This window comes from Dokdonia sp., from assembly GCF_039945015.1.
Classification (GTDB): domain Bacteria; phylum Bacteroidota; class Bacteroidia; order Flavobacteriales; family Flavobacteriaceae; genus Dokdonia.
On record NZ_JBDUXP010000007.1, the window covers coordinates 141,702 to 166,985 of the forward strand.

Here is a 25,284-nt window from a genome sequence, read left to right on the forward strand (position 1 = left end):
AAGTGCGTTTAAGAAGCAATCTTCTTTTTATAATACTCGTGTAGTTCTTCTGCAGAAGCACCAAACCACTTTTTTATATAAATTGCCCAAAAATGATATTGTAATTTCCAGATACCATTATTTTTATACCGTCTAGATGAGGTTGTTATCTTTTTATTAATGACTACAAATTTTTGTCTAGCGTAAAGTTTATTTATAAGATCATTATCTTCATAAATAATGAAGCGTTCATCAAATCTCCCGAGTTCTTCAAATAATTTTTTTGTAATAAACTGACTTTGATCTCCTCCTCGACAAGCTCTCCAAGAAAATTGAGTAAGCCAACTGGCAAGTCGTAACCACCAGTGATTACTGTCAAAACGCATTCGGAAACATCCTGCATCATTTCCTTTGTTTACCTCGTTTATAATATATTGATCGTATTCTTCTGGAGGAAAACTATCTGCATGTAAAAAGTAAAGAATCTCCCCCTTTGCTATGATTGCTCCAGCATTCATTTGTTTAGCTCTTCCTTTTGGGGAAGACGTAGCGGTGAATTTTATGGAAGTATGATGACTATTTTGTTTGATATATTTGTCTATCAAATCTGTTGTTGCATCATTGCTTCCTCCATCTACAGTGATGATTTCTATAGGTGTCGGCGTCGCCTTTGTAATGATAAGATGCTCCAAAAGCCGAGTGATATTCTCGGCTTCATTGAGCGTGGGTATTATTATTGATATTTTGGGAGTTCCCAAATATGTTTATTTATTAAGTGACCAGTTATAATCTTTATATCTCCTTTTTGCATTAGAAGCAATCTGGGTATCAGAATACTTATTTAAAAAATCAATAACCGATCCGTTAGTTTTAAAATCTTTTGCAAACCAATTAAAAATTTCTGAAATCTCAATACTATTTGCTGTAATTGTGTTGCGTTCGGTATCATTTACAAAACGACGAGCTAGGGCATCTAATTGTGTGTCTACTTTCTGAGCTGTAAATGCTTCATTAAGAAGTGGAGGACAAGAGAAAGAAGCACAGTTGATGCCAAAGTGAATACGAGCATCTCCCATCTTACGTAGGATTTTGTGTTCAATTTCGTTTAGATTGTAATACTTTTGGCCAAGTTTCCAGAAACGTTGCCCCCAAGGATCTTTAATGTCTTTGATACTTGCTAATGGATAGTTGCGTAGAATAAGATCTACAGTCATCGCATTATAAGCATTCATCCAGTAGGCAAGTTTATCTTCTTTAGTCCATTGATCTGTTGGCATATTCTCGCCTAAAGCTTTTATATAAGTTCTTAAAACCCCCCAATTTCTTTTAAAACCATCATAGTCTACATTACCTTCAGGTGATACATATTTTACAACGAGATCGCCATATGAAGTGTGATCAAATGCTTCTAATGGTTTGAGGATTTCTTTTACTATTTCTTCTTTTACTACAGAGGCTTCGATCTCTTTTTCTTCGATTTCTTCCTTTGCCTCTTCTATAGGAGTATTTGGAGTATCAATGATATCTGTCTCGACTTCAGGAGCTTTACGCTCTGTAATGTCTTTTTCTGCGATAGCTATATCTTTAGTAGGCTGAGCGGATACTATTTTTTTACTTCCTCCGCAAGCTGTTAATATACCTGAAACAATGACTATTGCTAGTATATAATATTTCATGTTTTTAGTTTTAAGGGACATTTTGGAATTAATTTCTTTATAGATTTTATATATCTCTATGTGCGCTTTATTTTTAATATAATGTATTCTTAATACAGGTGTTTAGTCCAAAATTTACGCCATACTTTACATTTGTAAATAATTCTTTTGTTTCATAAAACTTGCTAGCAATTACAAAAGTTATCAGATAGGTATGTTTTAGTCTGTATTTTTTCAGGGTGATTAAACAGTTTTTCTGCACTTCCTGTTTCTATAATGTTCCCTTCACAAATAAATGTTACTTGATCAGAAATACGTTGTGCTTGAGATATATTATGGGTGACAAGTATAATTGTATATTGTTTTTTTAGAGATTGTATAAGGTTTTCAATGGTTTTTGAAGAGATAGGATCTAATGAAGAGGTAGGTTCGTCCATTAGGATTACTTTAGGTTCTATAGCGATAGCTCTTGCAATACAAAGACGTTGCTGTTGTCCTATAGATAAAGAACTTGCTGGCTCGTTTAATCTGTCGGAGACTTCATTCCATAATGATACCGCCTTTAAGTGTTTTTCGGCAATTTTTAGTTTATCAGTTTTGGATAGTTTTTTAAGGTGTTGAATTCCAAATACTACATTTTCTAATATAGATTTTGGAAATACGCAAGGGCGCTGAAAAACCATTCCTATATCTTTCCTTAAATAGCTTAAATCATTATTATCTTTAAAAATATCTTTAGAGTTGAATAGAATAGCGCCTTTTGTTGTTATCCCTTCCGTAGTGTTATTGATGCGATTCATACATCTTAATAAGGTTGATTTGCCACTTCCAGATGGGCCTATCAAAGTATTTACTTTGTTTTTGTAAAAATGAACAGAAATATCCTTTAGTATTTTGGTTGCATGAAATGCAAGACTAAAATTAGAAATAGATATTTCAACAGTGCCTAAATCTGTTTGAATGTTTTTATGTGTTATTGTTTGTATATCCATTAGTAATTAAGTTTAGAAAATTGGATTCTTCTTACAAGGGCAGAAATACTTAGTAAGAAAACGAGTGTAATTAAAACTAGACTTGCTCCCCATGCATTTTGTAATGCTTGAGGGTTTGTTGCTTGTTGAGCGAGAGCGAGTATATGTGTAGGTAATGTGCTTATAGGTTCTTGTATCCTTTCTGGGATGGTTACTCCAGAAAAAGCGGTGGCTATAAACATAATAGGAGCTGTCTCTCCTATGGCTCTTGCAAGACCTATTAATGAACCTGTAAAAGCTCCATTTAATGCTCTTGGTAATAGAACAGATGTAATTACTTGCCATTTATTAAGTCCTAATGCATTCGCATTTTCTCTAAATGCATTTGGAATACTATTGATTGATTGATATGTAGAGAGTATAATCGTTGGGAGAATCATAATGGCTAATATAATAGCTCCTACAAACCAAGAAATACCCGTATTTAAGATGTTTACAAAAAATATTAATCCAAATATTCCATATATAATAGAAGGGATCCCATTTAGAGTATAGATTAACGTGTCTGTCATATTTTGAACAAAAGAGCTCTTTATGTACTCGCTTTTGTAGATGGCTACACCAATAGAAACAGGAGCACTTAAAACTATTACTGTTATGACAAGTATAATACTCCCTATGATTTGATACATAATTCCTCCTTCTGCACCAAAGTTTTTAGAAGATGTAAATAGGAAATCAAAACTAATGGCCTGTATTCCTTTTACGACGAGTACAGTAATTAGGAAAAAGAGAATTCCAAAACATATAGTAACTGCAGACCATATGCCTATTTTAAAAATGCTATTTATATTTTTTCTATTCATATAAACGCTCTTTTTTAAAGTGTACTTGGGTAGTTATTGTAATGATAATAACGAGCACCATAAGCAAACACCCTATAGTATTTAATGCGCTAAAATGAAGTGAGCCGAAGGCACTTTCTCCGATTTCTCTTCCTAATTTGGAAGTGATGGTTTGACCAGGAGAAAGAATATTGTAAAATGGATCAGGGATTTTATCAATGCTCCCAATTAATAACATAACGGCCATAGTTTCTCCTAATGCACGTCCAAGAGCCAGTAAAATTGCTCCGGCAATATCTCTTGAGGCAATTGGTAAGAGAACATTCTTTATAATTTCATAAGGATACATACCTAACCCTTTAGAGGCCTCACTATAGTGTTTAGGAATATTATGTAACGCATCATCACATAGTGTAATAATTGTAGGCAATATCATAAAAGAAAGTAGAATGCCTGCTGTAAATAATGTGCGCCCTGTAGATAAATCAAAAATGGAAGCGACCCAAGTGCTGAAAAAAGCAATTCCTATAAGTCCATAAATGATAGATGGAATACTCGCTAAGAGTTCTAAAGTAGATTTTATAAGTATTCTACCTTTTGAAGAAGTCATTTGAGATGTGAAAATAGCAGCTGATATTCCTAGAGGTGTGGCTATTATAAGAGCAATAAAGGTCACTGTTATAGTTCCATATAACATAGATAAAACACCAAACTTATTAGAAGACGGATTCCATTCTAATGTAAAAAGATTTAATCCTACTTGATGTAGCGCGTCATAACTATTAGAAAATAAAACAATAAAAATAAGAAGCGTAACGGCTACGCAGATATACGTGCTTAGTAATACATAGCCTTTTCCTATTTTATTATTTAATACTGACATATCCGTTATCTGTTACAATAGATTGACCTTGGGGGCTTAGTAAAAAATCTATAAAGTTTTTGACCTCCCCTGTAGGGTTCCCATTTGTTACGATTGTTAGATCTCTTGTAATAGGAAACTTTCCTTCTATAATATTGGATAAGGTTGGGGCGACAGGCTCTCCATTTGGTGTTTGTATAGAAGTACCTTTAACATCATTATTTAACCAAGCCATAGAGAGCATTCCTATGGCTGCATCACTTTGTACAAGAGCAGTTTGTTCTTCGTTGTTTGAGCCTAAGACAAGATCTGCGCCAGGTGCGTCGGCCTCTTTGTTATTCATTACAGTAGCCATAAATACATGGCGAGTGCCTCTAGACTTTTCTTTATCTATAACAAGAATGTCTTTGTTTGGACCTTGCAAAGCGCTCCAATTAGTAATCTCTCCTTTATATATTTTTGCAATTTGCTCTAATGTTAAAGTTGTGATTCCAGCATCATATATTTCAGATGAGATTGCAGGTATAACAGCATCTTTCCCAATAGCTTGAGTTTTAAATAGTATGGAAGGATACAATCCTTTTTCTTTAGAAGTAATGTCTCTAGAGATCATGCCTATATTTACTTTTTGACTTCCCACTTGATTAACACCGACTCCTGATCCTCCTGCATTTACTATAATTTTTATATCAGGGTGTGTTTCCTTATAAAGTTCTGCAGCATTTGAGATAATAGGTAATACAGTACTTGACCCAGCAATAGTTATTGTTTTGGTGTTAGAGCTAGAATTGGAACAAGAACTAACTAGTATAGCAAATACGCATAATAAGAGGAGATGCTTCATAATTAGGGATATCTTAATTAAGAGTGTTTTAAATACTCTTATAATTTTTACTTTAGGATGAATTGGATTGATAGAGATTTAGACATTCGTTAGAATTGTTCTAACGAATGTCTAAATAGTAGATAAGCTATATTTTAACAGCATCCACCACCATCATAATGGTATGTAGATTCACTGATAAAGATATCATCACGTCCTAAAGCTGCGATATCATTTGCTGTTTTATCACAAATCGCAAGGGGTTGATTCTTTAGAAGGATGTGTCCTTTTTTGTCATCAAGATATTCTTCGCTACCATAATAAATAGCTGCTTTTCCAGTAAAAATACAAGGCCCGTCTTCTGGCATAGGGTCTTTGATAGCTGCAATTTCTATAGACTCGATATAGATTAATTCATCTGTAGGATAATCACCAGGATTAAGAATACGATATGGTTTACGGGCTCTAATCTCTATAGTTCCAAATCCAACATCCGTAAGTGCTTTTACATATTCGGAAATAGGAAGGCTTCCACTTAAACAAAGGGCACGTAATCTATCATCGTTACGTAATTCTTCATTCATAGGTTGCTCACAAGTAGGGTCACTCATTACTAAACGACCATGTGGTTTAAGAACACGATACATCTCTTCAATCGCTTTTTTTAGATCTTCTGCTTTGAATATGTTGAATAAGCAATTTTGAGCAGCTACATCAATAGTATTGTCATCTACAGGTAGATTAAGAGCATCTCCTTTTTTTAGATCTACAAAATCACTTTTAAACCAAGGGTTTAATTCTTCAGCTTCAACAAAGTTTTTACGAGAAGCTTCTAACATTTCATCTACAACATCTACTCCTACAACACCGCTCTTGTGTCTATTAAAGTAGGCAAATTGTAATAGCTCCATACCTCCACCAACTCCTACATATAACATTTTAGGTTCGTTGGTAAGATCTCTGGCATTTACAGTACTACCACAGCCATAGTTCATCTCCTGCATGATTCTTGGAATTTTCAGTCCAGGAAGTTCCCAAATAGGGTTTGTTGTACAGCAAAGTCCTACATCTGGTGTCAAAGCTGCTTCTTTATATACATCTACTGTTGCATCTAGGTAACTCATATTTTCTAGTTTTAATTTATTAGGGAAGAACACATAGCAATTCTTTAATTCTTCGTTTAGTTTTATTGTGAAACTTAATTTTGGACTTTTTAGTCGTATTAATTTTCGTTTATATTTTTTTTATTAATTCTGTAAATAAAGTAATCATCTCAGGTTCTGCTTTTCCAGCCATAGCTATAATTTCTGGAATATTTACAGGCTTTAAATTGTCAGGATCACACTCGTCTGTTAGTACAGAAACAGCACATACAGGAAGATTTAAATGATTTGCAACAATGATTTCTGGTACAGTACTCATGCCTACGGCATCTGCACCTATTATTTTAAGATATCTGTATTCTGCACGTGTCTCTAGTTGAGGTCCTACAACAGAAGTATATACTCCTTTGTGTAAATTAATTCCTTTTGAAGAAGCAATGCTTTCTAATGTTGCATTCATTGTTGTGTCATAAGGAGCACTCATATCTGTAAAACGCTCACCAAGTTTTTCTACTCCTTTAAAAGCAAGAGGCGATCCGCCTTGTAAATTAATATGGTCATCAATAAGCATTAACTCTCCTTTTTTGAAGTCGAGATTTACTGCTCCAGCCGCATTTGATACTAATAGCTTTTTAATACCTAAAGCATGCATGATTCTTACTGGGAAAGTAACATCTGTTAATGAGTATCCTTCGTATAAATGAAAACGCCCTTGCATTACAATGACCTTTTTTCCTTCTAATTCACCATAAATTAGTTTGCCTTTATGAAACTCAACTGTTGCTGTCGGAAAGTTAGGGATGTGATTGTAGCTAACTTCTTTTATGATGTCAATCTTGTCTAATAACTGACCTAGTCCTGTTCCTAAAATAATACCTATCTCTGGGTTCTCAAATCCTTTCTTTTGAAGGTATTCTGTAGTCTCTTGAATGAATTTTGTCATAATATGATTTACTGAATAATCAGTTTTCTTGTTGTTTGTTGATCTCCAGAAATCATAGTCATCATATAGATGCCTGTTTTTAATGAAGAAACATTGATTGTTTGATTTGTTACATTTTGTTGAGTGTATACTCTTTTTCCTAAAATGTCAAAAATGACTATTTCTGTATCTTGGGTAGTAAGTCCAGAAATTGTAAACTGATCCTGCATAGGATTTGGTGAGATAGCAACTGCGTCAAATGGGTGATCTTCTGTATTTAAAGTATCACAATCTGCTCCTTGATTAGCTCCCAGACTTGCACGCCCCCATAATACATCTGCTTGGACACACTGTATAATGATATAGTCATAATCACTAAGGTTAACACCATCTGGAACATCAAATACTTTCATACCTGTAATAGGATCATTCATATCTTGACCACCATTATCATCTTGTAAAGGCTCTGTAGTAACTTGTAATTCTGCACCTCCTTGACCAAGGCGTTCTGTGGTCGTTAGGAATACACGTAACTCTATACCTTGTACGGTTGCAAAATCATCTGCAAAAACAACTTGTTTTGTACCGTCTGTTTGAAATAGAATAGAAGCGGTGCCTTCTACTGGATATTGAGTGGGGTCATCTATAGCTGTAAGAGCACCTTCTCTAAAACATTGAGCCTGAGTGATTGTCGTTAAGCCTATAAAGACTAAAAGGGAGATAGTAAATTTTTTCATGATTGCGATTGTAGTTTAATTAGTTAATGTATTTGCTAAACTCTGGATAAGGTTTTAAATCTTCTGCAAAGTCTATATCGTTTAGTTCTTCTAATGTGTGAACTGTGTATGATTTTAAATCGTTTAATGTGCTCTCTAAAACAGTATCACTTCCCCATTCTTTTTGTTTAAAAACAGATGGGATATGCTGCTGCATTCCGAGTAAATAATAGCCTCCATCTTTGGCAGGGCCTATGACTGCTTTGTGAGTAGATAATGCTGTAAATGCTTCTTCTATGTGACGAGGTCGTAAGTCATAAAGATCACTCCCTACAATAATTACTTTTTTGTATCCATCTAAAAAAGCTTTTTTAAATGCATCTTCCATACGTTGTCCCAAATCGTCTCCTTCTTGCGCAAACTTTTCAAAAGAACTTGATTCCCAGATGTCATGATCTCTTACTTTTACTGAGTATCCTACTCGTTTATTGCAATTATTTTGGATCACTATATCATGTGTATGCTGCAATAACTGCTTATATATTGTAAGCGCATTTTCTTGCCCAACTCCTTTTGCAAGTCGTGTTTTTACTTTCCCTAGTTCTGGGTTTCGAGTGAATATAAGAAGCAAGTTATTTGTGTTTTCTGTGCTCACGTTAATATACTTTAATGCCAGTTTTTAAATATTTTGACCACGTTTTACTATATACGTGTATACTATCTGATGGGTTTCCTTTGCTGTTCAAAACAGTATTCCCTTTGTCTTTCCACATAAAAATGCTTCCATATAAATTGTATACATTTTTGTATCCTAAGCGTTGTAGGCTTTCGCCAAAATCTTCAGAACGCACTCCTATCGAACAATACACAACAATAGGTTGTGATTTGTCTGGGTACGCTTTCGCGAAAGCGTAATTATCCAACTTCTCTCCACTCCAAACAGCATCAGGGATATGACTCACGTTAAATTCTTCCTTTTTACGTGTGTCTAAGATGAGGTAGGTGTCTTTGTTTTTATGTAGTTGTTCTACCGAAATATAAGGCACAGTGCGATTATTATATTCTTTTAAAACAAGATCAATAGATTCCTGCCCTATCGCAGTAGATAGTGTAAAAAATAATATAATAACGAGTATTCTCATCTATGGATGACTTCTAATGTTGTGCAATCTTTCTTATAGAAAAAATGCATATATGTATTGATGTAATGCCGACCTTATTTGTTTATGGAATAAACAAATCATACTTGTGAAAAGTATGTGATTTTAAGTGAGAAGTGATATAGGAGATCCTTTGTTGTAGTATAGATTTTGAAAGAATGCCTCTATAAAAGGATTCCTTTTTGTATTAATTATGCGGTTTATAGAAATAATAGCTTCTAATAATTGTCTTAGTTTTCTATTCCCTATTGTGCGAAGTTCTTTGATGATTGTTTTAATATCTATAGCGATATCAATATCTTCTAAGGTTGTGAGTAGGTGTGTTTGCTCAATTTCTTCTGTGTATGTATTTAGAAGTTCTTTTACAAGTGTCTTAGTTTGCCACGGGAGTTGTAAAAATGTCGTAGGATTAAACTGAGATTTATGCAATCCAATAAGATAAAACCCTCCGTCTTTAGAAGGGCCTAAAATAAGGGAATGCTTCTCTAGTTTTTTTGCAGTATCTAAAATGTGATGTGTCTGTAAATGAGGTGTGTCATTACCTATTGTAATAACATTGTCATATCCTTGGTCGTATACCGATTGTATAGCATTTGTTAATCGTTCTCCAAAAGTGGCACCTACTTGGGCTTCTTCTGTAGTATGAAAATAGGGTAATTTGCTATTTTTTACTGTGGTAATCGTATGTTTATTTAACTGCGTAAACACCTTTGCCGCATTTTTAAATGGCTTACTTGCTGCTTCTTTTTGAGCAGATTGAGCAAATATTAATATGGCAGTTTTTTGCAGATTCACAGGTTTATGCTACAGTTCCTTGACAACTACTTCCTGCACCAGCGGTACATCCATAGCAGTGTTGTGATATAATAATATCACGATTATTTAAAACTTCTTCGTTATACTCAGAAATGTGCTTGACTTTCGAATTTACCTTAAGTCCTAGCATTTGATTAAAATCACAATCATATAACCATCCATCCCAACTTATAGAGATCGTATTTATACACATGACATTTGCAACAGCCATTGGGTTATATGCCTCTACTAGTTGATACATATAATCTTCATAATTTTCTGAGGCAATAAGGTAATCTAAAAATCGCGCAATTGGAAGATTTGTAATAGCAAATAAATTATGGAACTGAATTCCAAAATCCTCTATTAACGCTTTTTTAAAGTCTTTTTCCATGCTTGCTTGATCTCCTGGTAAGAAAGCTCCAGATGGATTGTATACAAGATCTAATCGTAAATCACTATCAGGCATACCATATCCTACCGCATTCAATTCTTGTAACGCTTTTATAGATTTATCAAAAACACCGTCCCCACGTTGTTTGTCTGTTTTTCCTTTTGTCCAGTGTGGCATAGAAGAAATAACGTGTACGTTGTGTTTTTTGAAAAATTCAGGGAGATCGTAGTATTTTTTATTTGCTCTTATAATGGTTAGGTTACTACGTACTATAAAATCTTTAATCCCAGCTTTACTAGCTTCTTCTACAAAACGTCTAAAGTTTGGATTCATTTCAGGAGCACCACCAGTAAGATCTAGGGTATGCGCTCCTGTATTTCGTATAATTTCGAGGCATTGTTCCATGGTTTCCCAAGTCATAATCTCTTTGCGATCTGGACCAGCATCTACGTGGCAATGATCACATACTTGATTACACATATATCCTACATTGATTTGTAGAATTTCTAATTTACGTGGACGTAGCGGAAACTGATTTGTTTCCTTTATTTTTTTTGCAAATGTTGGTAACTCTCCATTTTTGAAAATACCATTAGAAAGTATTTCTAACTGACGATTTGCATCTGCTAGTTCGTTTTCGCTTTTCTTAAGTGACTTTGTTGCTCCCATAAGCGTGTTCACATACTTAGTGAACTCTATATTGTTTACGAATAATTTATCCGTCTAGTTTATTTACTTTATTCATCATCATCACTCCATGTACAAGAGTGGCACCACTTTTTATCGCGGCTCCTACATGTACAGCTTCCATCATCTCTTCTTTTGTGATTCCTTTCTGCAACCCATCTTTGGTATAGGCATCTATACAATATGGACATTGCTCTGTATGTGCTACTGCGAGTGCAATGAGTGATTTTTCACGTGCTGTAAGTGCTCCTTCTTCAAATACACTACCATAGTAGTCAAAAAACTTAGTGCCTAACTCTTCACTCCATTCTGTGATCTTACCAAATTTTCTAAGATCTTTTGGGTCATAATATTGATCTGCCATAGTTCGTTCGTAATTACGCAAGCTAATGTATAATTAATCGTAATCCTGTCCAATTACTTACGATAAATTTAAGTAAATGATTTTATTTTTTTTAAAATAGAAAATTATGCTTCTTAAGTTATTGATTTTAGGGGCTTGCGTATAAAAATACAATTCTATATTTATTTTTTGTAAAAAGTTGTTGTTCAGTTTTAAATAAGGTTTTATATTTGCACCCGCATTAGCGAGGTACCTTAGCTCAGTTGGTAGAGCAACGGACTGAAAATCCGTGTGTCCCTGGTTCGATTCCTGGAGGTACCACAGAAAAACCCGATCATTTGATCGGGTTTTTTGTTTTTAATATTATTTCTTTTATTCAACTTCTTTTCTATATTTATAGAACCTAACTAATAGAATGATATGGATCTCTTAAAAGAAGCAGTAGATTTTGAAAATGCCAAAATGAGTAATATGTCTACCAGCGATAGAGTGGTAGCATCTAGAGAAGCAAAGCGACTTGTACTAGCTCTTAATGAAATTTATAAGGAAACAAAAGATCCAGAATTGATGGATATGATGAAACGCCTTACAGAGAAAAAACGAAAAATAGAAAAACGACTTAAAGGAAGACCATCTGAATAATTCTATAGAGGTATGTATAGTTCTCTATTACATGTTATTATAAATGTACTATGAATTTTATATAGGACTAGTTTACGTTGTTGTTCTTTTTGTAGTTTTCTAATTCTTCTTCAATCTCATCTTTAAGATCTAGATGACCAATCGTTTTATTAAGTTCGCGACTTATCCATATTAAAAAGACAATAATAGGCATGATAATAGGGAGGGAGTACCAAAAATCAAAATTGTCGATATATGAAATCTGATAATTTATAACTCCTAGTAACTGAAATAAAAACATTGTTAATGGAATTAAGATAGCCCATTTCCACCAATCTTTAGAGGTTAGAAACCATAGTGATGTGATAATTACAAAGGTGATTTTTGTGTAAAGAGCATGTATATATGCTTGTGCGTTACTAAATCCTTTACTTTCAATCGTAAATAAAGTAGTTTCCCAAATTTTAGAATTGTCTGGGGCGTATTTGTAGAGATAAAATAAAAAAGGTGTGATTGCAAGAATTATTGCAATCACACCTCCAATAATAAGACGCTTTTTCCTATCCGTTTGGTGGGACTTCGTATTTGTCTTTGTCAATTTGTCTTTCATTTGGGGTTGAATTTGTAGTCGTACCTACAAGAACTGCAAGGGCAAATGCAATTACTAGAATTACTTTTTTCATAATTTAAAGGGGTTTTGAGTTTTAATTATGAAACAAATGTCCTCTAACTCCCTCTAGTGATGAAATAAATGCGCAAGTTGTTATTGTATAAGTTATCGACTTATGTTTACAAACTTACTAAAAAATGGTTTTGAAGTTCTTAAAAATGAATTTATGTGTTAACAACCCGCTATTTTTGTTAATGACGTGCCAATTTTCAAAATAGTACGGTCTTTTACGATTCTGTTAACAGGGTAGTATTTTTCAATTTGTATTTTTGAATCCATATTATAAGGTATGCAACTTATTATAGATGTAGGAAATACTAGAGTGAAGGTCGCTGTTTTTGACGATGATGTTATAGTCGCAAAAATAACGATTACTTTACTTCAATTTGTAGAAAAATTAGGCGATTTTGTGGCAGACTACCCTGTAAAGAAGGCAATTATCTCTTCTGTGGGGAGGTTGTCGCAAGAACAGGCTAGATCTGTTCAGCTTCGATTTCCTACAATACTGTTGTCCCATAAGACTCCTTTGCCGTTTGTAAATGACTATGCAACTCCAGAGACATTAGGAGTAGATAGGCTGGCTTTGGTGGCTGCTTTCGCGAAAGCGTACTCAGGAAAAAATGGGTTAATAATAGATGCCGGAACCTGTATTACCTATGATTTTATAAATGCAGAAGGGCATTATAAAGGAGGAGCTATATCTCCAGGAGTTCAATTACGATATAAAACATTAAATAACTTGACAGCAAATCTACCTTTGTTGGAAATGAAAATACCAGAAACAATTGTTGGAGACTCAACAGAAACGGCAATTCATTCTGGAGTTATGATAGGAATTGCCAAAGAAATTGATGGAATAATTGATCAATATAAAAGCGATTTTGGGGTAGATACAATTATTTTGACAGGAGGAGATGCAGAAATCTTGTCAAAACGATTAAAAAATAGCATCTTTGCGCACTCTAATTTTTTGATGGAGGGCTTAAATTATATATTAAGACGAACGAATGATTAAAAAAATTATTATTGCAGTAGTGCTCGTGATCGCTGGAAATGCCTATGGACAAGAGGGCGGGACTGTATCACCTTACTCATTTTTTGGGATAGGGACACAACAATTTAGAGGAGGCTATGAAAGCCGTGCCATGGGTGGTATGGGCTTATATAGCGACAGTTTGCATATTAACTTGTTAAACCCTGCACAGCTAGGTCGCTTAAGATATGTAGCTTTTACAATAGGAGGAGGACATTCAGAAGTGACTCTTAAGGAAGATAATGTAGAGGATAATACATCTATTACTACGGTAGATTATCTTGCACTCGGATTTCCGATTTCAAAAAAAGCTGGAGTAACTTTTGGACTTGTTCCTTTTACATCGGTAGGATATGACTTAGATAATAGTACATCTGATGCTGTAAATACATTTACTGGTAGAGGAGGTGTGAATAGAGTATTCTTAGCAGGAGGGTATAATGTAGGTAAAGGTCTATATATAGGAGCTAGTGTAAATTATAACTTTGGAAATATTCAAAATGAAACAATTCGGACTCAAGATGAGGTAGAGCTAGCTACTCGAGAACGTAACCGCTCTGATATATCAGGGTTTACTTTTGAGCTTGCAGCGCAATATGATCGCATGATTTCTGAGAAATTAGAATTGCGCACTTCTGTAAAGTATATACCAGCATCTGATGTTAAAGCCGAAAATCAACGTCAAATATCTTCTGTAATTTTTAATAACTTGGGATTAGTACAAGATATAGATATCATAGATATACCAGTAGTAGACACAGATTTTGATTTTCCATCATCTATTACATTAGGGGCGGGAATTGGTGAGCCTAAAAAGTGGTTTGTAGGTGCAGAGTATACAAATCAGAAAACTAGTACGTTTACAAATAGAGGGTTTGTTTTAGAAGATGTGCGATTTGATGATGCATCTCAAGTGAGATTAGGAGGATTTTATATTCCTAAATACAACTCTATTACAAGTTACTTTGAGAGAGTGACTTACCGTGCAGGTTTTCGTTATGAACAGAATGGGATTGAGATAGGAAATGAAGATATAAACGAGTTTGGCATATCTTTTGGAGTTGGATTGCCAGCAGGACGAAGATTAAGTAATATTAATTTTACTTTTGAGTACGGACAGCGCGGAACAACAAATTCAGGATTGGTAGAAGAAAACTTCTTTAATGTGGGGATTAGCTTATCCCTCAACGATAATACTTGGTTTCGACAAACTAAATTTAATTAACAGCACAAACCTTAGATTATGAAAACTAAATTAACTACACTTTTTGCAGCAATCGTACTGATGATGACTGGAACTGCAAATCTTAACGCCCAAATAAGTGAGGAGTGTATAACAACAGGTTCTATTTTTGTAGAAGCTGCAAAAGTTAAAAACTACGAAGCAGCGAGGCCTTCTTTTGAAAAATTAAGAAAAGATTGCCCTAACTGGTCTTTGGCCTTATACCAATATGGTGAGCGTTTACTTAAAGCAGATCTTAAGAAAGCAACAGGAGCAGAAAAAACAGCAGTAGCTCAAGATCTTATTGCCTTTTTAAAACAACGTGAGCAATATTTTGCAGCAAAAACTCCGGCAGGAGATAATGCAGCAGATCAAGCTCAAATTCTTTTTGATAATAAGATAGGTACAGCAAAGTCTCAATATGATGCTTTTAATGCAGCATTTGCTAAAGATGCAGAATCTATTACTAGTTCAAAAAGTATCTATACTCGTTTTAAGCTTGCTGTAAGTTTGCATAAAGCAAATCAATTACCGCTTCAAGACGTATTTGATCTATATGATGAGACTCAAGAAAAACTTAATAAGGAAGCTACTAAATTAGATTCTAAATTACAGAAGTTATTAGATAAGGAAGAGTCAGGTACTGCATTGACCGCAAAAGAAAAGAAAAGAAAAAGTGGATATAGTAAAAACCTTAAAGCTTTTGCTACTTTTGCTGGAGGTACGGATGCCGAAATGGGAATCCTAGGAAACTGTGAGAATTTAATTCCTTTATATAATAAAGGATACGAAGAAAATAAGAATGATATCAATTGGATACGTAAAGCAGCAGGACGTCTTGCGGGTAAAGATTGTACAGATTCTGATTTATTTCAAAAATTAGTAACACAATTACATAACCTTGAGCCATCTGCAAAATCTGCACAGTACTTAGGTATTCTTGCCGATAAAAAAGGAGATAACGCTGGAGCTCAAAGATATTTTCAACAAGCGATCGACCTTGAGACTGATCCTAAGGAAAAAGCAAAATCATACTACAGACTTGCTGAGAAAGCTAGAAAGTCTGGAAGCTATGGAAAAGCAAGAGGTCTTTATAATAAAGCCTTAGCAGAAAACCCATCTATGGGTAGATGTTATTTGAAAATTGCAGCAATGTATGCTTCTAGTGTAAATAATTGTGGAGATTCAGTATTTGATAAAAGAGCAGTATACTGGTTAGCTGCAAATACTGCAGAACGTGCAGGACGTGTAAGTCCGTCACTTGCAAAAACAGCAAATGGAACAGCAGCTTCATATAGAGGGAAAGCTCCTGATAAGTCAATGATCTTTAATGGAAACAGAGCAGGTCAGACAGTTAGAATAGGATGTTGGATAGGATCAAGTGTGAAAGTTCCTAATCTATAATGATAAAAAAAACAAAAACATATATACTCTACTTAGTCACAGCTTTTGCTGTGACTTTGTGTTTTAGTTGTAAAGGAAAAGGAGAAGAGATACGTAAAATGCGTATGAAGTCTGATGCAGCTATTGCAGAAGGAACTGGAATTAATCTTAAGTATACAGATTCTGGTAAAGTAACTGCTCATCTTAAGACTCCTTTGCTTAAAGATTTTGGAAATGCGAGTTTCCCTTATGAAGAATTTCCGGAAGGAATAGAAGTTGTTTTTATAGATGATGATGGTAAAGAAAATATCATCACTTCAGAATACGCAATACGTTTTAAAGGCACAAACTTGATAGATTTACGTCAGAATGTAACGCTATTTACAAGTGACTCTGTTACCCTTAATGCACAACAATTATATTGGGACCAATCTAATAACTGGATATTTACAGATCAACCATATACCCTTATTACGGCAGATGGATCTCGTAATGCTGGAGATTTGTTTGATTCTGATAAAGACTTTACAAATTTTGTATCTTTAAACAACGTAAGTAAACAATACGTAAAAGAAACCACAGAAGAAGAATGATGCGCTACGCAAAATTTACAGAATGGATATATGCTATCATAGCAATATTAGCAGGTTACGAAACCTTTTCAAAATGGAATGAAGACAGAAATAATGCCTATCTGTTTTTATTTTTTACCGTTATTAGTATAGGTATGTTCTTTTTTAGAAGACATTTTAGAAAAAAGTTTGAAAAAAGAAATCGTCCTTAAATGGGAACAATTGAGAGTAGTATAGCGATTATTTGTATTTCGCTCATTCTTTCTGCTTTTTTTTCAGGCTTAGAGATTGCCTATATATCGGCAAATAAAATTCATATTGAGATTGAAAAAAAGAAAGAAGACTTTCTCTCTAAAATTCTTACACGCCTTACAGCAAAGCCTTCAAAATTTATAGCCACCATGCTCTTAGGTAATAATATTGCCTTGGTCGTATATGGATACTATATGGGAGATGTGCTGCAAAATTGGTTGGAAGGTATGCCTTTCGGTAAAAATTTTGAATTACTCAATACCTTTGTTTCTGATTTCAGTCTATTAAGTCAGACGATTATTTCTACGATTGTGATATTACTTACGGCTGAGTTTTTGCCTAAAGTATTTTTTCAGATATACGCCAATAAGCTTTTGAAGTTTTTTGCTTTGCCTGCTTATTTTTTCTATGTCATTTTTAGTTTTCTGAGTTCCTTTGTAATTTGGATATCCGATGTTATTTTGAAAAACGTATTTAAAACAGAAGGAGATGATGTGCAATTGGCTTTTTCTAAAGTAGAATTAGGGAATTATATTTCTGAACAGATGGAATCTGTGTCTGAACATGAAGAAATAGACACAGAAATTCAAATCTTTCAGAACGCATTAGATTTTTCAGAAGTAAAATCTCGAGAAGTAATGATTCCTCGGACAGAGATCATTGCAATAGAAGAAAATACAACACCAAGTAAGCTTAATACTATTTTTATAGAATCAGGACTTTCTAAAATTTTGGTGTATAAAGATACGATAGATGATATTGTAGGATATGTACATTCTTTTGCGTTGTTTAAAAAACCTAAAACAATAAGTAGTGTTTTGTTACCTGTGGTATATGTGCCGGAAACAATGCTTGTAAAAGATGTTCTTAATGTTCTTACTAAGAAACGTAAAAGCATTGCCGTGGTCATTGATGAGTACGGAGGCACTAGTGGAATGATGACAGTAGAGGATATTATAGAGGAGCTCTTTGGAGAAATAGAAGATGAGCATGATACAATAGATTTAAAAGAAGATGTTCTTGCAGAAGGACACTACCATTTATCTGCACGTTTAGAAGTAGATTACCTTAATGAAACGTATAAATTAAACCTTCCCGAAAGTGAAAATTACGAAACTTTAGGAGGTCTTGTGTTAAGTCATACAGAAGAGATTCCTGAAGAAGGAGTGTCTATTATTATAGATCACTTACAGTTCAATATTCTAGAGACTTCTAATACAAAAATAGAGCTTATAGAGATCTGCTTGCTCGAAGCGTAAATCCTATCACTTTTTTGTTTTTTATTTTATAAGAAAATGGTATTTTCGCCCACTATTGTAGAATAAATAAATGACAGATGGCAATTTTAAATAAAATACGAAGTAAAAGCATATATCTAATACTTATAATTGCATTAGCGCTTTTTGCATTTATCTTTTCAGGTATCATTGATCAAGGTGGTTTTGATTCGTCAAAACAAAATACTGTTGCGACTATCAATGGAGAAGATATTGATCGAGAAGATTTTGCTCGTAAAGTAGAACAACAAGTACGCCGTTTAGGACCTACTGGGACAACCACTAGAGCTGTAAACTCTGTTTGGGATCAAGAAGTAAATCGTATGGTTTTAGAAGAACAGTACGAAGAACTAGGAATTCAAATAGGGAAAGACCGTATTACAGATCTTTTAAAAGGTGCATTAGAAAATGATGTTAGATTTCAAGATGCAGATGGAAATTATAGCGAAGGTAAAATGCAGGAATTTATTGCTACGTTAAAAGATAGCGGAAATCCTAGAGATTATCAAGATTGGATCATTTTTGAAGAATCACTTGCAAATACAGAAAAGCAAAACGTATACTATAATCTAGTAAAAGCTGGATTAGGGGCTACGCTTAAAGATGGCGAAGTTGCCTATAGATTAGGTGGTAACTCTGTAGATATTCAATTTGTGCAAATTCCTTATGCTAGCATTCCTGATGAAGATATAGCAGTGTCTAAAGCTGAGATAGAAACGTATATCAATGCACATAAAGATGATTATCAGACAGATGCTACACGTGATATTCGTTTTGTGAATTTTGAAGAGAAAGCGAGTCTTGAAGATGAGAATGCACTTAAAGAATCTATGATGACTCTTCTTAATAAAGAATTAATATCATATAATAGATCTACAAAGATTAATGATACACTTGCTGGACTTAGAGAGACAACTGATATAGCAGGATTTTTAAGCGAAAACTCTGACCTTCCATACACGGATCGTTTTGTCTTCAAAAAAGACCTTGCTGGTATTGTAAGAGACACAATTTCTAAGTTAGAAACAGGTGATATTTATGGCCCTTATAAAGATGGACGTTATATGAAGTTGGATCGTGTTATTGAAACACGCCAAATGCCTGATTCAGTTAAAGCTAGTCATGTTTTAGTGTCATACCAAGGAGCTTTACGTTCTTCTGAAACTCGTACAGAAGAAGAAGCAACTAAGTTAGCAGATAGTATTTTAAGTGTTGTAAAAAGAGATAAGAGTAAGTTTGCAACATTAGCAGCAACATTCTCATCAGATACTTCTAATAAAGATAAAGGAGGAGATTTAGGTTTTCAAAATCCAAATATTTATACACCAGATTTTAGAGATTATATCATTGATAATAATGAAGGTTCTCTAGATATTGTAAAAACTGATTTTGGTTTTCACATTATAGAAATAATAGAACAAAAGAATTTTCAAAAAGTGCTTAAGATTGCTTCTGTAGCAAAAGAGATCTTACCTTCTGATCAAACAATTTCTGAAGTATATACAAATACTCAAAAATTTGAAATTGGAGCTGGTGAAGGAGATTTTGAAGCTTTAGCAATAGAAAACGGTTATTTAGTGCGTCCAGTAAATAATATTGGAGTAATGGATGAGACTTTACCAGGGCAAGGGACACAACGTCCTATTGTACAATGGTCTTTTGAAGAAGATGCAAAAGTAGGAGATATTAAGCGTTTCCAAGTGAATAATGGATATATAGTAGCTCAGATAACCCGTAAAGTTAATAAAGGATTACAACGTTCAGAAGATGCATCTGCTAGAGTACTTCCTATTATACGTAATCAGAAGAAAGCTGCACAAATTAAAACTGGTATCTCTGGAACAACATTAGATGCTATTGCACAGAATCAAAGCCAAACAGTTAAGACTTCTGGCTCTATTAATATGACAAGTCCTAATATTGCTGGAGCTGGAGATGAACCTAAGGTAGTAGGAGCTGCATTTTCTCTTGCAGAAGGAGAAACGTCTAATCCTATTGAAGGGGCAAAAGGAATATATGTTATAAAAGTGACTAAGAAGACAGATGCTCCTGTACTAGAAAATTATGGTACATATGCTGTTCAACAAACTAATAGCGCAAGAGCTGGTGTAAATGCAAAAGTGATTGAAGCTCTTAAGGCAGCAGCAGATATTGAAGACAATAGAGGTGTATTCTATTAATATAGGATATATCACAGTATAAATGAAAAGGGATCGCATATGCGATCCCTTTTCATTTATGTTGAGTTGAGATGTTAGAGAATCATATCAGAAAAAGGGATGATGGTCATATATCCTTTTTCTTTAAAATAGCTCATATCTTCTATAGTTCCTATGGCCAAGATAAAATCACCGCCCCAACCTCCAAGACTTTTTATTCCTCTTGTATAATCAGGAAAAAATTGCTCTTTTATAGTCTTCGTCTGAATAATTTCTGAAAGCAAAGATTCATGTTCAAACACTAACTCTTCAAATAAAGGAAGATTATTTTGAGCTGTAATTAATGCCTCAGTTATTGAAGAAATAGTAGCAACATGCTTTTCTATTTCTTTTATGGGAAGGTTTCTATAATGTGTAATGCTATCTCTACTATTCTGTTTTCGGTTGAGATGTATAAAGAATAATTGCTCTTTAAATGATGGATTAAACACAATTGTATTTACTGTAGGAGTATTTGAAGCACGTATGTATGTAATAGGCGTTTCTGTAGTTGCGCAAGCAATATCATAACCACTTCCTCCAAACGTTTTTTCTAATAGCTCATATGGATTAATAGAAGCCCATTGTGCAATATTTACGATTAATGTAGAAGAAGATCCAAGACCCCAATTCCTTGGGAATTCTAATGTACTTACTACTTTGTAACCTTGAGTTTCTTGTAAAAAAGTAGGATTAAGCACTTGAGCAGCTAGTAAAATCTCATATAAGCGATTAATAATACTGTCTTTATGGGTTTGTTTTTTTAAAGGTGTCGTTATTTCTGTTTCAAACCATACGGATCCATCGTGTAATATACTTTGCCAATGAAGTGTCTTTCCTGTCGTTTTAGAGACCGTTAATTGTTGCCCTAATTTTGTGGGTAATGCAAGCGCTGTCGCCCCATCTAGAACAAGGTATTCTCCTGTGAGTAGTAGTTTTCCATGGCTATAAAAAGAGCGCATTAAGATCTTATTTTATTTACAAAAGAAACGACAGCACTATGTGTAACTGGATGTGTCTTAAAGTGGGTAGTCGCTTGTTCTTTTTCAGAAGGATTGGCATCCAGTTGGTTTAGAATATTCATAAGATGCATTTTCATATGCCCTTGTTGAATTCCTGTTGTTGTAAGTGATTTTATAGCTGCAAAATTTTGAGCTAGACCAGCTACAGCAATAATTTGCATAAGTTCTTTTGCATTAGGTTGTTGTAATAACTCAAAAGACCATTTTACAAGTGGGTGTAATTTTGTGAGTCCACCTACGGTCCCGAGTGCTAATGGGATATCAATCCAGAAAGTAAAGATGTCATTTTCAATAGTTACGTGCGTAAGGCTTTGGTATGATCCTTCTTTAGAAGCAAATGCGTGTACACCAGCTTCTACGGCTCTAAAATCATTTCCTGTAGCAAGTACGACAGCATCTATACCATTCATAATTCCTTTATTATGCGTGACGGCACGGTAAGGTTCTACTTCGGCGATGGCGATGGCTTGCGCAAATTTTGCAGCAAATTCCTTCCCATCTATATTTTTTTCGGTGAGTTGATTTACAGAACAACTCACTTCAGCTCTTACAAGGCAATTAGGGACATAATTTGAGAGAATGCTCATAATGATGCAGAGTTCGCTTTCGCGAAAGCGTATATCTGCATTAAACTCTCTTTCAAAACTTTTGGCAAATTGTTCCAAACAACTATTAATGAAGTTGGCTCCCATAGCATCTAGGGTTTCAAATTCACAGTGGAGTTGATAGTAATTTTCTAGGGATTCTGTCTTGTCTACGAGTTGTATATCTATGATACCGCCACCTCTTTTCTCCATATTTGCCGTAAGATGTTTGGCATCTTTAATAAGCGTGGCTTTTGTTGCTGTAAAAAAGGACTGTAAACTTGTTTTATCACCAGTGTATGTAAAATGTACTTGACCAATTTTGGTGGTGCCTAGAATCGTTGTTTTAAAACCTCCACGCTCTCCCCAATACTTGGCCGCTTTACTTGCGGCTGCAACAACAGAGCTTTCTTCTATAGCCATTGGAATTGTATAGTGCTTCCCATTAATTAAAAAATTGGGAGCAACACCTAAGGGTAAGTAGTAATTTGTAAGGGTGTTTTCTATAAATTCATCATGAAGTTGTTGTAGTTTCTTATCGGTGTTCCAATATGTTTTAAGCACTTGTGTAGCGGCTTCTTTTCCTGAGAAATAGGTGTCTGTGAGCCAGTCAATCTTTTGTATTTTGGAAAGTTTTGAAAAACCTGATATTTTTTTGGTCATTCTGTTTGGTTTGTAGTCATCACAAATATAGGCAGAAAGTTCATAAACCCAGAGTATACACTAGAAAGTCTATGAACGTTTGAAATGACTTTGGAAATACATAATTTGTAATGTATAGAGTCAAGCGAGGTGTATACTAACTTGTATTTTTTGTGTACATAGTGAAGTACTGTAACATAATATGGGTTTATGAGGATTTTGGTATTTTTTTTGATACATGTTATTTCTTAACAATTTGATAGTATTTAACACCAAATAGCGTGTTTTCTGATCTTTTTTTAGTAAAATTGGAAAACCTTTACTAAAATTTTGCGATTTTTATGCGAATCTATACTTTAATGATTGCCATATTCTTATTGGCATCCCCCACCATTACAGCACAAAATAAGTCAATTACTGTTGCTGACATTTGGAAAAAGAACACATTTAGGACAGAACGTTTACAAGCTTTACACTCTCTAGCAAATGGGAAAGAGTACGCTGTTCAAAATTTTGATAGAAATACTCGAGTAGGCTCTGTTGATATTTACAATTATGAAACTGGAGAAAAAGTACGTACTGCGGTAAGTACAACAGATATCGAAGGATTGGATTATTTTATAAGCTATGAGTTTAGTGCAGATGAGCAAAAAGTTTTGTTATCTACACAGCTTAAATCTATTTATAGACGATCTACACTTGGAGAGTATTATGTATATGATCTAGTTTCTCAAAAACTCACCAAAGTATCTGATGACCTTATTCAAGAACCTACATTTTCTCCAGATGGATCAAAAATAGCCTATGGGAAAAATAATAACCTGTATGTTTTTGATATCAATGCAAATACTACGGGACAATTTACATTTGACGGGAAGAAAAACAGTATTATAAATGGAATTACCGATTGGGTATATGAAGAGGAGTTTGCTTTTGTACGTGCTTTTGATTGGAGTGCCGATGGAGAACGTATAGCATATATTCGTTTTGATGAGACCAATGTCCCAGAATTTTCTATGGATGTATATGGTAATGAATTATACCAAAAACAACAAGTATTTAAGTATCCTAAAGCGGGAGAAGCAAATGCAAAAGTAAGTTTGCATATCTATTCATTAGGAGCAGCACTTACTGGAACCAATGTAGTAAACACAAAAGAATTAAGTTTAGGAAATATAGATGCTTATTATATTCCTAGAATACAATGGACCAAAGATCCTAATGTATTGTCTTTACAAACGCTTAATAGACATCAAAATGATTTGAAATTAGTGTTTTATAATGCAGCGACAAATAAAGTGACTCAAGCGCTTAAGGATAGAGATGCGGCCTATGTAGATGTTACTAATGATTTGACATTCCTAGACGATAATAGTTTTATATGGACGAGTGAAAAAGATGGATGGAATCATATTTATCATCATAATGCAGATGGTACTCTTAAAAATCAAGTAACTTCTGGAAAATGGGAAGTGACGAGTTACTATGGATATGATGCCACTACACAACGTATTTTTTATCAAAGTACAGAAAACGGTTCTATAAACAGAGGCGTATATGCTATAAGTCTTAATGGGAAAAATAAAACATCACTTGCTGTAGAAAGTGGATCAAATAGCGCAGATTTTAGCGCAGATTTTACATACTTTATAAACTCGTATAGTGATGCAACAACGCCTTGGCGTTTTACACTACACAATGCCTCTGATGGGAAATTACTTAAAACCATAAAGGATAATGAAGCTTTAAAAACATTATATAATACCTATAAAGTATCTCCAAAAGAGTTTTTTACATTAAACATTAATGGAGAAGATCTTAATAGTTATATGATCAAACCATTAGATTTTGATGCTACCAAGAAGTATCCTGTGTTTATGTATCAATATTCTGGTCCAGGTTCTCAATCTGTGAAGAATAGTTGGGGAGGAGCAAATGACTATTGGTTCCAGATGCTTGCTCAGGAAGGTTATATTGTGGTTTGTGTAGATCCAAGAGGAACAGGACTTAAAGGACGTGACTTCAAAAAAATGACTCAAAAAGAATTGGGTAAATATGAAGTAATAGATCAAATTGATGCAGCAAAAGAATTAGGAAAAAGAGAGTATATAGATGCAAATAGAATAGGTATTTGGGGATGGAGTTATGGAGGATTTATGGCATCCAACTGCCTTTTCCAAGGAGCAGATACCTTTAAGATGGCAATTGCTGTAGCGCCAGTAACTTCATGGCGTTTTTATGATACGATATACACGGAGCGTTATATGCAAACTCCACAAGAAAATCCAAGTGGGTATGATACTAACTCTCCAATGAGTCATGTGCAAAAATTAAAAGGAGATTTCTTATTAGTACACGGAAGTGCAGATGACAATGTACATGTACAAAACACAACGCGACTTGTCGAGGCACTTGTACAGGCAGATAAGCAATTTGACTACTTTAATTATCCTGATAAAAACCATGGGATCTTTGGAGGAAATACGCGCTATCATCTCTATACGATGATGACCAACTTCATTAAAGAAAAATTATAATCAACTTTATAACAAC

At 34.2% G+C, this 25,284-nt stretch carries 26 protein-coding genes and 1 tRNA gene; 10 read left to right on the forward strand and 17 right to left on the reverse strand.

From position 1 onward, the window contains the following. Positions 1-8 precede the first annotated feature (8 nt). From ABJD27_RS07295 to ABJD27_RS07360, 14 genes are all read right to left on the reverse strand, one after another. Complete coding sequence (locus ABJD27_RS07295; RefSeq protein ID WP_348162225.1) at positions 9-737, reverse strand: TIGR04283 family arsenosugar biosynthesis glycosyltransferase; 729 nt, start codon at positions 735-737, stop codon at positions 9-11. 6 nt (positions 738-743) lie between these two features. Next, the gene (locus ABJD27_RS07300; RefSeq protein ID WP_348162223.1) at positions 744-1,655 is read right to left on the reverse strand and encodes a DUF547 domain-containing protein; all 912 of its coding nucleotides are present in this window, start codon (positions 1,653-1,655) and stop codon (positions 744-746) included. 164 nt (positions 1,656-1,819) lie between these two features. After that, on the reverse strand, positions 1,820-2,626 hold the full coding sequence (locus tag ABJD27_RS07305; RefSeq protein WP_348162221.1) for a phosphate ABC transporter ATP-binding protein: 807 nt from the start codon (positions 2,624-2,626) through the stop codon (positions 1,820-1,822). After that, positions 2,626-3,471, reverse strand: coding sequence for a phosphate ABC transporter permease PstA (gene pstA, locus ABJD27_RS07310; protein WP_348162219.1), 846 nt, complete (start codon positions 3,469-3,471; stop codon positions 2,626-2,628). Before pstA ends, ABJD27_RS07305 begins: the two co-directional genes overlap by 1 nt. Further along, complete coding sequence (gene pstC / locus ABJD27_RS07315) at positions 3,464-4,333, reverse strand: phosphate ABC transporter permease subunit PstC (RefSeq protein WP_348162217.1); 870 nt, start codon at positions 4,331-4,333, stop codon at positions 3,464-3,466. The genes pstA and pstC overlap by 8 nt, the downstream gene beginning before the upstream one ends. After that, positions 4,317-5,156 carry a phosphate ABC transporter substrate-binding protein gene (locus tag ABJD27_RS07320; protein WP_348162215.1) on the reverse strand — a complete coding sequence of 280 codons (840 nt, stop codon included), beginning with the start codon at positions 5,154-5,156 and terminating at the stop codon, positions 4,317-4,319. The genes pstC and ABJD27_RS07320 overlap by 17 nt, the downstream gene beginning before the upstream one ends. A 134-nt stretch (positions 5,157-5,290) precedes the next feature. Next, complete coding sequence (arsM, locus tag ABJD27_RS07325; RefSeq protein WP_348162213.1) at positions 5,291-6,259, reverse strand: arsenosugar biosynthesis arsenite methyltransferase ArsM; 969 nt, start codon at positions 6,257-6,259, stop codon at positions 5,291-5,293. A gap of 109 nt (positions 6,260-6,368) precedes the next feature. Next, positions 6,369-7,181 (reverse strand): purine-nucleoside phosphorylase, encoded by an 813-nt coding sequence (locus ABJD27_RS07330; RefSeq protein ID WP_348162211.1) that lies wholly within the window; start codon positions 7,179-7,181, stop codon positions 6,369-6,371. A gap of 8 nt (positions 7,182-7,189) precedes the next feature. Then, positions 7,190-7,897 (reverse strand): T9SS type A sorting domain-containing protein, encoded by a 708-nt coding sequence (locus ABJD27_RS07335; protein WP_348162209.1) that lies wholly within the window; start codon positions 7,895-7,897, stop codon positions 7,190-7,192. 19 nt (positions 7,898-7,916) lie between these two features. Then, the gene (locus ABJD27_RS07340; protein WP_348162207.1) at positions 7,917-8,531 is read right to left on the reverse strand and encodes a TIGR04282 family arsenosugar biosynthesis glycosyltransferase; all 615 of its coding nucleotides are present in this window, start codon (positions 8,529-8,531) and stop codon (positions 7,917-7,919) included. Between the two features lies 1 nt (position 8,532). Then, positions 8,533-9,018: a rhodanese-like domain-containing protein gene (locus ABJD27_RS07345; RefSeq protein WP_348162205.1), complete on the reverse strand. Its 486-nt coding sequence runs from the start codon at positions 9,016-9,018 to the stop codon at positions 8,533-8,535. Positions 9,019-9,141: 123 nt separating this feature from the next. Further along, positions 9,142-9,831 (reverse strand): DUF2064 domain-containing protein, encoded by a 690-nt coding sequence (locus tag ABJD27_RS07350; RefSeq protein ID WP_348162203.1) that lies wholly within the window; start codon positions 9,829-9,831, stop codon positions 9,142-9,144. A gap of 4 nt (positions 9,832-9,835) precedes the next feature. Continuing rightward, the gene (gene arsS, locus ABJD27_RS07355) at positions 9,836-10,894 is read right to left on the reverse strand and encodes an arsenosugar biosynthesis radical SAM (seleno)protein ArsS (protein WP_348162201.1); all 1,059 of its coding nucleotides are present in this window, start codon (positions 10,892-10,894) and stop codon (positions 9,836-9,838) included. 46 nt (positions 10,895-10,940) lie between these two features. Further along, complete coding sequence (locus ABJD27_RS07360) at positions 10,941-11,276, reverse strand: arsenosugar biosynthesis-associated peroxidase-like protein (protein ID WP_348162199.1); 336 nt, start codon at positions 11,274-11,276, stop codon at positions 10,941-10,943. Between the two features lie 227 nt (positions 11,277-11,503). Here ABJD27_RS07360 and ABJD27_RS07365 point away from each other — a divergent pair. Both ABJD27_RS07365 and ABJD27_RS07370 read left to right on the forward strand, forming a co-directional pair. Then, positions 11,504-11,576: transfer RNA gene (locus ABJD27_RS07365), tRNA-Phe, on the forward strand. Between the two features lie 99 nt (positions 11,577-11,675). Further along, entirely contained in the window at positions 11,676-11,897 is a 222-nt protein-coding gene (locus ABJD27_RS07370; protein ID WP_348162197.1) for a hypothetical protein, read from the forward strand. A 67-nt stretch (positions 11,898-11,964) separates the two neighbouring features. Here ABJD27_RS07370 and ABJD27_RS07375 read toward each other — a convergent pair whose 3' ends face one another. Then, the gene (locus tag ABJD27_RS07375; protein WP_348162195.1) at positions 11,965-12,486 is read right to left on the reverse strand and encodes a hypothetical protein; all 522 of its coding nucleotides are present in this window, start codon (positions 12,484-12,486) and stop codon (positions 11,965-11,967) included. Between the two features lie 349 nt (positions 12,487-12,835). Between ABJD27_RS07375 and ABJD27_RS07380 the strand changes: the two genes are divergently transcribed. The 7 genes from ABJD27_RS07380 (at position 12,836) to ABJD27_RS07410 (ending at position 20,465) form a co-directional block, all read left to right on the forward strand. Beyond that, a complete protein-coding gene (locus tag ABJD27_RS07380) occupies positions 12,836-13,561 on the forward strand; it encodes a type III pantothenate kinase (RefSeq protein WP_348162193.1) in 726 nt (241 codons plus the stop codon). Continuing rightward, positions 13,554-14,804, forward strand: coding sequence for a hypothetical protein (locus tag ABJD27_RS07385; protein ID WP_348202020.1), 1,251 nt, complete (start codon positions 13,554-13,556; stop codon positions 14,802-14,804). Before ABJD27_RS07380 ends, ABJD27_RS07385 begins: the two co-directional genes overlap by 8 nt. Before the next feature lie 18 nt (positions 14,805-14,822). Next, complete coding sequence (locus ABJD27_RS07390) at positions 14,823-16,205, forward strand: hypothetical protein (protein ID WP_348174070.1); 1,383 nt, start codon at positions 14,823-14,825, stop codon at positions 16,203-16,205. Next, positions 16,205-16,777, forward strand: coding sequence for an LPS export ABC transporter periplasmic protein LptC (gene lptC, locus ABJD27_RS07395; RefSeq protein ID WP_348174072.1), 573 nt, complete (start codon positions 16,205-16,207; stop codon positions 16,775-16,777). Before ABJD27_RS07390 ends, lptC begins: the two co-directional genes overlap by 1 nt. Continuing rightward, positions 16,774-16,968, forward strand: coding sequence for a hypothetical protein (locus tag ABJD27_RS07400; protein ID WP_348174074.1), 195 nt, complete (start codon positions 16,774-16,776; stop codon positions 16,966-16,968). Before lptC ends, ABJD27_RS07400 begins: the two co-directional genes overlap by 4 nt. Next, the gene (locus tag ABJD27_RS07405) at positions 16,969-18,267 is read left to right on the forward strand and encodes a hemolysin family protein (protein WP_348174076.1); all 1,299 of its coding nucleotides are present in this window, start codon (positions 16,969-16,971) and stop codon (positions 18,265-18,267) included. Positions 18,268-18,344: 77 nt separating this feature from the next. Then, positions 18,345-20,465 (forward strand): peptidylprolyl isomerase, encoded by a 2,121-nt coding sequence (locus tag ABJD27_RS07410; RefSeq protein WP_348174078.1) that lies wholly within the window; start codon positions 18,345-18,347, stop codon positions 20,463-20,465. A 74-nt stretch (positions 20,466-20,539) separates the two neighbouring features. On the opposite strand, the gene ABJD27_RS07415 is transcribed toward ABJD27_RS07410, so the two are convergent. Next, entirely contained in the window at positions 20,540-21,445 is a 906-nt protein-coding gene (locus tag ABJD27_RS07415; RefSeq protein ID WP_348174080.1) for a GYDIA family GHMP kinase, read from the reverse strand. Continuing rightward, positions 21,445-22,752 carry a hydroxymethylglutaryl-CoA reductase, degradative gene (locus tag ABJD27_RS07420; protein WP_348174082.1) on the reverse strand — a complete coding sequence of 436 codons (1,308 nt, stop codon included), beginning with the start codon at positions 22,750-22,752 and terminating at the stop codon, positions 21,445-21,447. The genes ABJD27_RS07415 and ABJD27_RS07420 overlap by 1 nt, the downstream gene beginning before the upstream one ends. Positions 22,753-23,072: 320 nt before the next feature. Here ABJD27_RS07420 and ABJD27_RS07425 point away from each other — a divergent pair, with 320 nt between their 5' ends. After that, the gene (locus ABJD27_RS07425; protein WP_348174084.1) at positions 23,073-25,268 is read left to right on the forward strand and encodes a S9 family peptidase; all 2,196 of its coding nucleotides are present in this window, start codon (positions 23,073-23,075) and stop codon (positions 25,266-25,268) included. The last annotated feature ends 16 nt before the right edge of the window (positions 25,269-25,284 follow it).

Excerpts from the sequence above, each read along its gene's own strand:
- ABJD27_RS07335 (WP_348162209.1), bottom strand. The coding sequence starts at position 7,897 with ATGAAAAAATTTACTATCTCCCTTTTAGTCTTTATAGGCTTAACGACA.
- arsM (WP_348162213.1), bottom strand. The coding sequence starts at position 6,259 with ATGAGTTACCTAGATGCAACAGTAGATGTATATAAAGAAGCAGCTTTG.
- arsS (WP_348162201.1), bottom strand. The coding sequence starts at position 10,894 with ATGGGAGCAACAAAGTCACTTAAGAAAAGCGAAAACGAACTAGCAGAT.
- ABJD27_RS07305 (WP_348162221.1), bottom strand. The coding sequence starts at position 2,626 with ATGGATATACAAACAATAACACATAAAAACATTCAAACAGATTTAGGC.
- ABJD27_RS07345 (WP_348162205.1), bottom strand. The coding sequence starts at position 9,018 with ATGAGAATACTCGTTATTATATTATTTTTTACACTATCTACTGCGATA.
- ABJD27_RS07425 (WP_348174084.1), top strand. The coding sequence starts at position 23,073 with ATGCGAATCTATACTTTAATGATTGCCATATTCTTATTGGCATCCCCC.
- ABJD27_RS07400 (WP_348174074.1), top strand. The coding sequence starts at position 16,774 with ATGATGCGCTACGCAAAATTTACAGAATGGATATATGCTATCATAGCA.
- ABJD27_RS07330 (WP_348162211.1), bottom strand. The coding sequence starts at position 7,181 with ATGACAAAATTCATTCAAGAGACTACAGAATACCTTCAAAAGAAAGGA.
- lptC (WP_348174072.1), top strand. The coding sequence starts at position 16,205 with ATGATAAAAAAAACAAAAACATATATACTCTACTTAGTCACAGCTTTT.
- ABJD27_RS07410 (WP_348174078.1), top strand. The coding sequence starts at position 18,345 with ATGGCAATTTTAAATAAAATACGAAGTAAAAGCATATATCTAATACTT.
- pstC (WP_348162217.1), bottom strand. The coding sequence starts at position 4,333 with ATGTCAGTATTAAATAATAAAATAGGAAAAGGCTATGTATTACTAAGC.
- ABJD27_RS07385 (WP_348202020.1), top strand. The coding sequence starts at position 13,554 with ATGATTAAAAAAATTATTATTGCAGTAGTGCTCGTGATCGCTGGAAAT.
- ABJD27_RS07370 (WP_348162197.1), top strand. The coding sequence starts at position 11,676 with ATGGATCTCTTAAAAGAAGCAGTAGATTTTGAAAATGCCAAAATGAGT.
- ABJD27_RS07375 (WP_348162195.1), bottom strand. The coding sequence starts at position 12,486 with ATGAAAGACAAATTGACAAAGACAAATACGAAGTCCCACCAAACGGAT.
- ABJD27_RS07320 (WP_348162215.1), bottom strand. The coding sequence starts at position 5,156 with ATGAAGCATCTCCTCTTATTATGCGTATTTGCTATACTAGTTAGTTCT.
- ABJD27_RS07380 (WP_348162193.1), top strand. The coding sequence starts at position 12,836 with ATGCAACTTATTATAGATGTAGGAAATACTAGAGTGAAGGTCGCTGTT.
- pstA (WP_348162219.1), bottom strand. The coding sequence starts at position 3,471 with ATGAATAGAAAAAATATAAATAGCATTTTTAAAATAGGCATATGGTCT.
- ABJD27_RS07415 (WP_348174080.1), bottom strand. The coding sequence starts at position 21,445 with ATGCGCTCTTTTTATAGCCATGGAAAACTACTACTCACAGGAGAATAC.
- ABJD27_RS07405 (WP_348174076.1), top strand. The coding sequence starts at position 16,969 with ATGGGAACAATTGAGAGTAGTATAGCGATTATTTGTATTTCGCTCATT.
- ABJD27_RS07300 (WP_348162223.1), bottom strand. The coding sequence starts at position 1,655 with ATGAAATATTATATACTAGCAATAGTCATTGTTTCAGGTATATTAACA.
- ABJD27_RS07420 (WP_348174082.1), bottom strand. The coding sequence starts at position 22,752 with ATGACCAAAAAAATATCAGGTTTTTCAAAACTTTCCAAAATACAAAAG.
- ABJD27_RS07360 (WP_348162199.1), bottom strand. The coding sequence starts at position 11,276 with ATGGCAGATCAATATTATGACCCAAAAGATCTTAGAAAATTTGGTAAG.
- ABJD27_RS07390 (WP_348174070.1), top strand. The coding sequence starts at position 14,823 with ATGAAAACTAAATTAACTACACTTTTTGCAGCAATCGTACTGATGATG.